The sequence below is a fragment of the Pedobacter sp. 01N416 genome (genome assembly GCF_056399685.1).
Map to the genome: position 1 here is coordinate 1 of NZ_JBFTRT010000217.1, position 10,422 is coordinate 10,422.

Below are 10,422 nucleotides of genomic sequence, written 5' to 3' on the forward strand. Positions count from 1 at the left end.
CGGTCATGTTATCCTCTTCGATAAATGCCGGAATGTTTTTCATCATGTAGTTGATTTTTGAGCAATCGATAGCTACGCCTGAAAGCCTTAAACATTCTTTGCTCAGTTCTGCTTTTTGATCCGTCAGTTTTTGAAATCCACGTAAGGAAACATTGTAATTGTAAATGCCTGGGATGTAAACCAAATATTCGCTAATCACCTTTGGAATGCTGCTTTGAAATTCCCATGTTTTGAAATTAAATAAGTTGGGCGATTTTAACCTATAACTATATTCAATTATAGCGCCTTCTTTGAGGTTTGGAAGCGTAAACTTGGTTAGTCTGGTGTATTTTGACCGGTTTTCAGTGAAAACAGCCTTTCTGTCCATTACGGTTTCTACAAAATTATTGTTTACATAATTAAAAGTAGAAGCTTTTAAATCATTGATCGTTTCTTCGCGAGATTCGTCTTTATAGGTTGGAATAACAATATTAGCTTCCTTAAAGCCTTCTTTATTATAGATTTTGATTTTCACATGGTGCTCAAAAATCAGTTCTAAACTTCCAGTATTATCATCCCTTTGGATAGATGCTGTACCAAACTCTTTTAAAACAATAGCGTTGGCATTACTGTCTAATTTTTTTCTGTCGAATTCGTAATCATCATAAGTGATTGCGCCAAAGTCAAAGTTTTGAGCATGAGTAGTTAATGATAAAAATAGGAGGAATAGTATGGCTAATGTCTTATTCATTTGAGCGTATATAAATTGTCGCAATTTAATCCTACAAACTAACATTCTGAAATAATTTGACAATTAAATTTATAAATTAATAAAGCTGTTTTACAGAACTAATGAAACCTTTTTAGCACTTTTGAAAAAAAAGAATTTGACATTCCGATTCAAATCTAATGTCGCCAATCTCACATCATAAGAAATGAAATTAAATTTAAAGCGCCCATTAGCATTTTTTGATTTAGAAGCTACTGGAATTAATGTTGGAGCCGACAGAATCGTTGAAATAGCGATTTTAAAAGCCATGCCAGATGGTTCTGAACTGGTTAAAACCTGGCGTGTAAATCCAGAAATGCCGATTCCTTTGCAAACTTCGTTAATACACGGTATTTATGATGAAGACATTGCAAACGAGCCTACCTTTAAAACTTTGGCAGCCGAAATTGCCGAATTTATTGGAGAAAGTGATCTGGCGGGATACAATTCGAATAAATTTGATATCCCGATGCTTTTAGAAGAATTTTTAAGAGCTGAAGTAGATTTTGATATGAATAACCGCAAGTTTGTTGATGTACAGAATATATTCCATCAAATGGAGCAACGTACCTTAAAAGCGGCTTATAAATTCTATTGTCAGGAAGATTTAATTAATGCACATGCTGCAGAAGCAGATGTTATTGCCACTTATAAGGTTTTACTTGGACAGTTAGAAATGTACAAAGAAACCGAGTTTGAGAGYAAACAAGGTGTAAAAAGTATTCCCGTTGTAAATGACGTAGATGCACTGCATATTTTTACCAATATTAATAAACCGGTAGATTTTGCTGGTAGATTGGTGTATAATGATAATGATGAAGTGTGTTTCAATTTTGGTAAACATAAAGGTAAAACAACAGCACAGGTATTTTCAGTAGAACCTAGTTATTATGCCTGGATGAAGAATGGCGATTTCCCCTTGTACACAAAGAAGAAATTAGATGAGGAGTGGGCAAAATTCAATGTAAAGAAAAATGAGAACAGGGCAGCACGACCTCAAAATAATACACCTGCCAATAAACCTCAATATCAACAGAAACCTCAACCAAAGACAGAAAAACCTGCACAGCCGATTAATACAGATATGTTGGAGCAGTTGAAAATGAAGTTTGGTAAGTAGATTTTGGTTAATCGGTTAATATTGATTTTTTATTAAAAGATAAGATTACGCTATGCGCAAAGCGCTTTGCCCTAAACTCAAAAAATGAAATCTATAAAAATATTTAGCCTTTTATTGTGTACAGCGTTTTACGCTAATGCGCAACGAACGGAAAGTCAATCACTGATTTTAAAATTGATGGAACCAATATGACGGTGAATGTTCCTGCGGTTGTTCCTGGCAGAACCATTAGCTTTTCTATAGATTATAGCTATACTTTAAATAAAGGATCGCATATGCGTACAGGTCAGGTAGATGAGGGATCTCATTTCGTGGCTTACTTTTTCCCGCGTATTGCGGTTTATGATGATGTAGACGGGTGGAATAAATTCCCTTACACAGGAGCTGAGGAGTTTTATAACGATTTTGACCAGTTCAATGCTTCAATTACGGTTCCAGGTGGATATGGAGTTTGGGCAACCGGCGACCTGAAAAACCCTTCAGAAGTTTTCCAGAAAGATATTGTTTCCAGAATGTTATCTGCCGAAAAAAATGACGCTGTAATTGATGTGATTACCGACAAAGATTTAGCTGATAAAAAAGTAACTCAGCAGAATGCTTTTAATACCTTTAAATTCGAGGCTAAAAACGTTACTGATTTTGTATTTGCGCTAAGCGATCATTACCTGTGGAAATCGAGCAGTTTAGTAGTTGATCCTAAAACAAAAAGAAGAACCCGTGTTGATGCTGTTTTTAATCCAAAACATAAAGATTATTACGAAGTGATTGATTTCGCCCGTAAAACGGTTGAAGCCATGAGTTATACTTTTCCTAAATGGCCTTTTCCATACAATCATGAAACGATATTCGATGGTTTGGACCAAATGGAATACCCAATGATGGTGAACGATAACCCGGTTGATAACCGCACAGATGCGATTACTTTAACCGACCATGAAATTTTTCATACTATGTTTCCTTTTTACATGGGCATAAATGAGACAAAATATGGTTGGATGGACGAAGGTTGGGCCACAATAGGCGAGTGGTTGATTTCTCCGATGATTGATTCTACAATTGTTGATGAATACGGCGTACAACCTACTGCTTCGTCATCTGGCGGCAAAGATGATACCCCAATAATGACTTTAACACCAGATTTAAAAGGATCAGGATCTTTTACCAATTCGTACCCTAAACCAGGTTTGGCTTATTTGTTTGTTAAAGATTACCTAGGAGATGAACTGTTTACCAAAGCTTTGCATACTTATATTAAAAACTGGAATGGTAAACACCCGATGCCATACGATTTCTTTAATAGCATGAATGAGGGAAGCGGTAAAAATTTAAACTGGTTCTGGAAAGACTGGTTTTTTGAAGATGGCGTTACCGATATGGCTATTAAAGCAGTTGACAAAACATCAAGTGGATATACAATTACCATTGAGAACAAAAGCGTTAAGCCGTTGCCAATCGATTTATCCCTGACTTATGACGATGGTTCTGTCGAAAATAACCATAACACTATTGGTGTTTGGGAAAAAGGGGATACGCAAGTGAAAATAAATATAAAAACAAGCAAGAAATTATCAAAAGTAGTGATGGGAAACCCACACACCCCTGATAAAGTGAAAAGCGATAATGGTTTTTCATTGAATTAGATGAATACGGAGGAAGTTAAGTTGAACTGAGCAAATCGCCCAAAAACTTGACTTCCTTAACATAGGTAAGTTTTATGGCGATCGTCATAATGAACTTGTTTCAGGATCTATTAAACTTAATTCTTTGATTGTGGATGCTGAAATAAATTGAGTATAACGCATTATTGATTAATGAGTTGTATTTTATAAGCTGGAAAATAATTGTCATTGCTTACTAAGCTTAGATTTTCAGTAATTGATTGAGATATCATCAATCTATCAAAAGGATCATTATGGAAATGCTGTAGCTTTGAAAGTTGGATGATATGATTCAATGTAATAGGTAGTATGTCAAATCCACTTTTTTCTATAATATTAAATATTTCTTCAATTGTTGAATTTAAATTCAACCTTCCTAGAGCATATTTAATGGATAATTCCCAATAACTAGCTATACTAACAAAACACTTGTTTTTTGAATCTTCAATAAGATCTTTGACTTTTTTTGAAAGTTTATCATCATTAGTGATAAACCAGATTACAATATGCGTGTCAAGTAAAAGATTCATTATAGGTAATCTTCAAAACCTTCAATAGGATCATTAAAATTATCCTTTATGCTAATTAGACCTTTCCCTAAACCAGATACTCTTTTTTTTGATTTATCAATTGATTTCTCTTTTGCCATTAAAGAATCAATATAATCTGATACCCTTTTTTTTAGCCCGGTAGGTAAGTCTGCTAATTTTGTATATAATTGAATGTCAGTCATAATATCAAATATAAAAAAGATTTGTGACTATTCAGGTTTCAGAAAATCGATATTCCTTTTTAGTCCGGAGAATTTAGTGCGCTTAACTGCCGATCCTTTAAAGACCTTTTTAAAAACATCATCTGTAATTTCAGTCAGATCTTTTGCGTTCAAATCCAGTAAGCCGTTCTCAGGCTTAAAAGCTTCTTCATTGTGTGCTTTAGAGAAACGATTCCATGGGCAAACATCCTGACAGATATCACAACCGAACATCCAGTTGCTCATTTTATCTTTAAACTCATTGGGAATTTCATTTTTCAGCTCAATGGTGAGGTAGGAGATACATTTGGTTCCATCTACAACCTGAGGTGCAATAATGGCATCAGTTGGGCAGGCATCTAAACATCTTGTGCAGCTTCCGCAATAATCAGCTTGATATGGGTGATCGTAATCTAGCTCCAGATCAACAATCAACTCTGCAAGAAAAAAAAAGGAACCATCAGTTTTACTGATCAGGTTAGAATTTTTACCAATCCAGCCAATACCCGATTTTTTCGCCCAGGCACGATCTAAAACCGGAGCAGAATCTACAAATGCCCTTCCCGAAACCTCACCAATGTTTTCTTCAATAAAATGAGTTAATTCCTTTAATTTATCTTTTATTACTGTATGGTAATCTTGTCCGTACGCATATTTGGAAATTTTTGGCGCATCAGGATCTGATTGTTTTTCTTCTGTATAATAGTTTAAGGATAAGGAAATTACTGATTTTGCGTCCTCAACTAAAAGTCTGGGGTCGAGGCGTTTATCGAAATAATTTTCCATATATTTCATTTCACCATGGCGGTTTTGATTCAGCCATTTTTCYAACCTTGGTGCCTCTTCTTCAAGAAATTCAGCTTTTGAAATGCCACAGGCCATAAAACCCAAACGCAGGGCTTCATCTTTGATGAGTTGGCTATATTTTGCAGAATTGTTGTACACCGATCTGCAAAGATAAGGCTTAGGATTTAAAACATTTTCATTAATCACTTGTTCTAAATACAGAAACTAAATTAATTAATTATGGTTCATCCTGATTGAAATTACACTAGGAAAGGACGAACTTTTAGAGTATTAGCTATGGAAAATATAGATCCACAACATACGGAATCAGGAGCAGCTCCTAAACCGATCGAAAAAGATTACGAAAGTCATAAAGAAAACCCGGGGCCGGCAAAACCTGCCGTTACTGAGAAAGATGAAAACGGTGGCGGTCAAGCCTTAAAATGGGTTTTACCGATAGCCATTATCATTGGTTTGATTATATGGTTTGTGATGAGAAAATAATTAGCTTTAGATTAAAATGAAAATGCCGGTAAATTAATTTGACCGGCATTTTTTATGTGTTTTTATTTTAATAGTTTAACCTGATAAAGGTCTTTCCGCCTGTCTTTTAGCACTTTTACTGTTCCATAGTGGTGCAGTTCGTCTAGTAAATGCAGGTCAACATCTACCACTAAAACCATCTCCGTATTTGGCGTAGCTTCTGCTTTTATGGCATTGGTAGGGAAAGCGAAATCAGAAGGTGTAAAAACTGCCGATTGCGCGAACTGGATGTCCATGTTGTTTACCTTCGGTAAATTGCCCACGCAGCCTGCAATGGCCACATAACATTCGTTTTCTATAGCTCTTGCTTGTGCGCAATGGCGAACACGTGTATAACCATTCTGTGTATCCGTTAAGAATGGTACAAATAAAATCTGCATGCCCTGATCGGCATAAATGCGGCTTAATTCAGGGAATTCTACATCGTAACAGATCAAAATGCCCACTTTACCACAATCGGTATCAAATACCTGTACTTTATCGCCACCGATCATACCATAATATTTTTGCTCATTCGGTGTAATGTGGATTTTTCTATACTCGTCTATTTTACCGGTACGGTGACAAAGGTAAGTGGCATTATAAAGTTTGCCATCCTCAATAAGTGGCATACTGCCTGTAATGATGTTAGTATTGTAGCTCAAGGAATACTCATGCATTTTTTGTACAATCTCTTCTGTTTTTTCGGCGAGTTTGCGCATGGCCTCAATCTCTGGCAAATGATTATAAGGTTGCAGTAAGGGCGTGTTGAATAGCTCAGGGAACATCACGAAATCTGATTTGTAACCACTTAGCGCATCAACAAAAAACTCTACTTGCTCATAAAATGCATCCATATTGGGGAATAAACGCATTTCCCATTGCACCAAACCCAAACGGATGGTCATTGCCGAACGGGCTGAAGCATCAATACCTTGATAATAAATGTTATTCCACTCAATTAAGGTAGCATACTCTTTTGATTCTTTATCACCAGGTAAATAGTTTTTCAATACTTTTCTTACGTGAAAATCATTAGAGATCTGGAAAGTCAATGTAGGATCGTAAATTTCTTTTGCTTTTACCTTGTCTATATACTGCCTTGGGCTAAGCTGTTCTGCATATTGGTGATAACCCGGAATTCTGCCACCGGCAATAATGCTTTTTAGATTTAGGCTTTCGCAGAGTTCTTTACGTGCCTCATATAACCTTCTTCCCAAGCGCAAACCACGGAAGTCAGGGTGCACGAAAATTTCGATTCCATAGAGGGTGTCGCCGTTTGGATCGTGTGTCGTAAAAGAATAATCACCAGTGATCAACTTGTAGGTATGCCGATCTCCATATTCGTCGTACTCTACAATAATGGCTAATGAACAGGCTACAACCTTATCATCAACAGCGATACAGAGCTGTCCTTCTGGGAAAATATTTAAAAGTTTTGCAATACTTGATTTTGGCCAGATGGAACCACCCATACTGTCGTAGGCCTGGAGCATCGATTCTTTAAGATCTTCGTAATCTTCGAGCGTTAGTTTACGTAATTCAATATTCATAATGTTTGATTTCTATGTTATGAACACCAAAAGGGCTTAAATGTTCAGATGGATTGTATATTTCTTAGAAGATCCTGAAACAAATCCGAAAGCTATCGGATCAGGAGGACGGAATGTTTGATTTGATGCAATAGTAACCCGAGTAACGTCACCCTGAATTCATTTCAGGGTCTTTTTTTTTATTCAATCATAGAAGAGAAATCGTTTATAAAACGACAATAGATTTCTCCATTCCGTTGCACTTCAGTCGAAATGACGATTTGGCAAGAAACAATCTTGTATTAAAACAGCTTCCCGGTTTGGCCTGGATAATTTTTCTTTAAGTGCTTGTAAGCCGCTTCGGTAACTTCTCTACCCCGTGAAGTACGCATAATATATCCCTCTTGAATCAAAAACGGCTCATAAACCTCCTCAATAGTACCTTCATCTTCTCCAACAGCTGTCGCAATGGTTTTTAAACCTACCGGACCGCCTTTAAATTTATCGATAATGGTAACCAGGATCCTGTTGTCCATTTCATCCAAGCCATGTTCATCTACATTTAATGCATTGAGGGCATAGCGGGCAATTTCAGTATCGATATTTCCGTTTCCTTTAATCTGCGCAAAATCTCTTGTTCTCCGTAGAAGTGCATTGGCAATACGGGGCGTGCCACGGCTACGGCGGGCAATTTCGTAGGCACCTTCATCACTGATCGGCGTTTTTAATATATCAGAAGAGCGTAGCACAATTGTGGTTAGCAATTTAGCGTCATAGTAAGCCAGGCGGGCATTGATGCCAAAGCGTGCCCTTAACGGAGCAGTCAACAATCCGGAGCGGGTGGTAGCACCTACTAAAGTAAAAGGATTAAGCGAAATCTGTACAGAACGGGCATTCGGGCCAGTTTCGAGCATAATATCGATTTTAAAATCTTCCATGGCAGAGTATAGATATTCTTCCACAAGAGGAGATAAACGATGGATCTCATCAATAAAAAGGATATCGCCTTCATCCAAGCCGGTTAATAAACCAGCCAAATCGCCAGGTTTGTCTAATACCGGACCAGAGGTTACTTTGATGCCAGTAGCCATTTCATTGGCAATGATATGAGAGAGTGTGGTTTTACCTAATCCGGGAGGACCATGCAAAAGAACGTGATCTAAAGCCTCACCACGGAGTTTCGCCGCCTGAACAAAAATCTTCAGATTTTCCATCACTTTTTCCTGTCCCGTAAAATCTTCAAAAGCCTGTGGCCTTAAAACCCTTTCAATATCACGATCGGTTGGGCTTAGGTTGCTTGCTTCAGGATCCAGATTCTCATTCATACAGCAAATATAAAATTAAATGCTAAAAAAATTAGGATTTTTTAAATTTATCAGAAACGACAAGATCTTTTGATCCGGCAGTATATTTATAAAAACCTTCGCCAGTTTTACTACCTTTTTTACCTGCAGCAACCATATTTACCAATAATGGACATGGTGCGTATTTAGGATTACCAAAACCGTCGTTCAATACTTTTAATATTGCCAAACAAACATCCAGACCAATAAAATCGGCTAACTGCAAGGGCCCCATCGGATGTGCCATTCCAAGTTTCATTACGGTATCGATTTCATAAACGCCTGCAACGCCTTCATACAGAGTGTAAATGGCCTCGTTAATCATTGGCATTAAAATGCGGTTAGCCACAAAACCCGGATAATCATTTACCTCAACAGGAACTTTCTCCAAACTTTGCGATAGCGACATAATAGTACTGGTTGTTTCATCACTGGTGGCATAACCTCTTATTACTTCTACTAGCTTCATTACCGGAACAGGGTTCATAAAGTGCATCCCGATTACCTTATCACCTCTACCGGTTATGGCAGCAATCTGCGTAATGGAAATAGAGGAGGTATTAGAAGCCAGAATAGCATGTGCAGGTGCGTACTCATCTAAATCCTTAAAAATCTTCAGTTTTAAGTCCACATTTTCGGTAGCGGCTTCTACAATTAAATCGGAACTTTGAACGCCATCCTTTATTGAGGTATAGGTGGTGATGTTATTAAGAGCGGCCGCTTTCTGATCTTCTGTTAATGTGGCTTTGGCAACCTGTCTGTCTAAATTTTTGGTAATGGTTTGTATGGCCCTATCCAATGCAGCTTGATTAATATCAATCAGGTTGACTTGATAATTGAATTGTGCAAAGGTATGAGCGATGCCATTTCCCATCGTGCCAGATCCTATAACTGCGATTTGTTTCATCTTTAAGAGATTAAAAAAAGAGAATTTAATAGTAAACGATTAGTTAAAATAGAGATCTTGCCGGATAGCCCGATCTCTATTTATTATTTTTCTTCTAAAAATGCTCTGTTTGGAATAACCTGGCTCTGTGGAGAGGCTACGGCTCCAATCTGACTGTCAATTGGCCTCGTATTGAAATATTCTTCGGAAGTTTCCTTATCTAGTTTTTCTACCGTTCCTTCGATCCTCACCTGTCTTTCCAATTCAGGCCAGAAAAATACTAAAGCTGCGTATGGATTACGTTTTAGCTCTTTTCCTTTAGCACTTAGGTAATTCGTAAAAAATCTAAATCCATCTGTATCAACGCCTTTAAGTAAAACAATACGGGCATCGGGTCTGCCGGCTTTATCGGCTGTAGCTAAAGTCATTACATTGGGTTCGTATATCTGGGCATCAACAGCATGTTGAAACCACTTTTTAAACTGGATAATTGGGTCTTGATCAACGTCAGATTCATCCAGCAAAGCGCTTTTGTAATCTTGGCGCAGGTTTTGTAGAAATTCATTTGTAACTTGCATTTAACAAAAATAGACATCTTTTACGGTGTAACAAATGATTATCATCATGCTGAACAATATAAAACCTAAAACAGGCCGCTTGCTCATCTCAGAGCCATTTATGGCCGATCCTAATTTTAAAAGATCTGTTGTGCTATTAACAGAGCATGGCGATGATGGAACTGTAGGTTATATACTTAACCAGGTAGGTAATCTTATGCTGAATGATGTGATACAAGATTTATGGGATGCAAAAAACTACATTTATTTTGGCGGACCTGTTGCTGCAGATACCTTACATTTCATTCATCGTAGTTATGATAAACTACAGAGTGGTGAGCCTATTGGGAATGGACTGTATTGGGGTGGGAATTTTGAAACACTTAAAATCCTTTTAAATACCAATGCCATAAGCGCTGAGGAAATAAAATTTTTTATGGGCTACTCTGGCTGGGGCCATGGACAGCTCGATCGCGAAATAGAGCAGAACGCCTGGATGGTGAGCGATACCTTTAATCC

At 37.4% G+C, this 10,422-nt stretch carries 11 protein-coding genes and 1 pseudogene; 4 read left to right on the forward strand and 8 right to left on the reverse strand.

All coding sequences use genetic code 11. From position 1 onward, the window contains the following. Positions 1–730, reverse strand: a pseudogene (locus tag AC1DND_RS13500) (DUF3857 domain-containing protein); the annotation flags it as partial. Positions 731–914: 184 nt separating this feature from the next. On the opposite strand from AC1DND_RS13500, the gene AC1DND_RS13505 reads away from it, so the two are divergent. Together AC1DND_RS13505 and AC1DND_RS13510 are read left to right on the forward strand one after the other, a co-directional pair. Continuing rightward, positions 915–1,868: an exonuclease domain-containing protein gene (locus AC1DND_RS13505; protein ID WP_477582300.1), complete on the forward strand. Its 954-nt coding sequence runs from the start codon at positions 915–917 to the stop codon at positions 1,866–1,868. A gap of 188 nt (positions 1,869–2,056) precedes the next feature. Then, the gene (locus tag AC1DND_RS13510; protein WP_477582302.1) at positions 2,057–3,508 is read left to right on the forward strand and encodes a M1 family aminopeptidase; all 1,452 of its coding nucleotides are present in this window, start codon (positions 2,057–2,059) and stop codon (positions 3,506–3,508) included. Between the two features lie 161 nt (positions 3,509–3,669). Here the strand turns inward: AC1DND_RS13510 and AC1DND_RS13515 are convergent, their stop codons facing one another. Genes AC1DND_RS13515 through queG form a run of 3 tightly spaced genes read right to left on the reverse strand, consistent with a single transcriptional unit; the run spans position 3,670 to position 5,222 of the window. Next, on the reverse strand, positions 3,670–4,056 hold the full coding sequence (locus AC1DND_RS13515) for a type II toxin-antitoxin system VapC family toxin (protein ID WP_477582303.1): 387 nt from the start codon (positions 4,054–4,056) through the stop codon (positions 3,670–3,672). Beyond that, entirely contained in the window at positions 4,056–4,259 is a 204-nt protein-coding gene (gene vapB, locus AC1DND_RS13520) for a type II toxin-antitoxin system VapB family antitoxin (RefSeq protein WP_116250987.1), read from the reverse strand. Before vapB ends, AC1DND_RS13515 begins: the two co-directional genes overlap by 1 nt. A 27-nt stretch (positions 4,260–4,286) precedes the next feature. Continuing rightward, positions 4,287–5,222 carry a tRNA epoxyqueuosine(34) reductase QueG gene (gene queG, locus AC1DND_RS13525; RefSeq protein WP_477582313.1) on the reverse strand — a complete coding sequence of 312 codons (936 nt, stop codon included), beginning with the start codon at positions 5,220–5,222 and terminating at the stop codon, positions 4,287–4,289. Between the two features lie 138 nt (positions 5,223–5,360). Here queG and AC1DND_RS13530 point away from each other — a divergent pair, with 138 nt between their 5' ends. Then, positions 5,361–5,567 (forward strand): hypothetical protein, encoded by a 207-nt coding sequence (locus AC1DND_RS13530; RefSeq protein ID WP_477582305.1) that lies wholly within the window; start codon positions 5,361–5,363, stop codon positions 5,565–5,567. A gap of 62 nt (positions 5,568–5,629) precedes the next feature. Here AC1DND_RS13530 and AC1DND_RS13535 read toward each other — a convergent pair whose 3' ends face one another. The 4 genes from AC1DND_RS13535 to pdxH form a co-directional block, all read right to left on the reverse strand. Next, positions 5,630–7,138 carry a bifunctional GNAT family N-acetyltransferase/carbon-nitrogen hydrolase family protein gene (locus tag AC1DND_RS13535; protein WP_029277909.1) on the reverse strand — a complete coding sequence of 503 codons (1,509 nt, stop codon included), beginning with the start codon at positions 7,136–7,138 and terminating at the stop codon, positions 5,630–5,632. Positions 7,139–7,419: 281 nt separating this feature from the next. Then, on the reverse strand, positions 7,420–8,442 hold the full coding sequence (gene ruvB, locus AC1DND_RS13540; RefSeq protein ID WP_029277907.1) for a Holliday junction branch migration DNA helicase RuvB: 1,023 nt from the start codon (positions 8,440–8,442) through the stop codon (positions 7,420–7,422). A gap of 31 nt (positions 8,443–8,473) precedes the next feature. After that, a complete protein-coding gene (locus AC1DND_RS13545) occupies positions 8,474–9,367 on the reverse strand; it encodes a 3-hydroxybutyryl-CoA dehydrogenase (protein WP_477582308.1) in 894 nt (297 codons plus the stop codon). Positions 9,368–9,450: 83 nt separating this feature from the next. Further along, positions 9,451–9,924, reverse strand: a complete 474-nt coding sequence (gene pdxH, locus AC1DND_RS13550; protein ID WP_477582310.1) for a pyridoxamine 5'-phosphate oxidase — start codon at positions 9,922–9,924, stop codon at positions 9,451–9,453. Positions 9,925–9,970: 46 nt separating this feature from the next. Here pdxH and AC1DND_RS13555 point away from each other — a divergent pair. Further along, on the forward strand, positions 9,971–10,422 hold a 452-nt coding region (locus AC1DND_RS13555; RefSeq protein WP_477582311.1), incomplete at its 3' end, for a YqgE/AlgH family protein.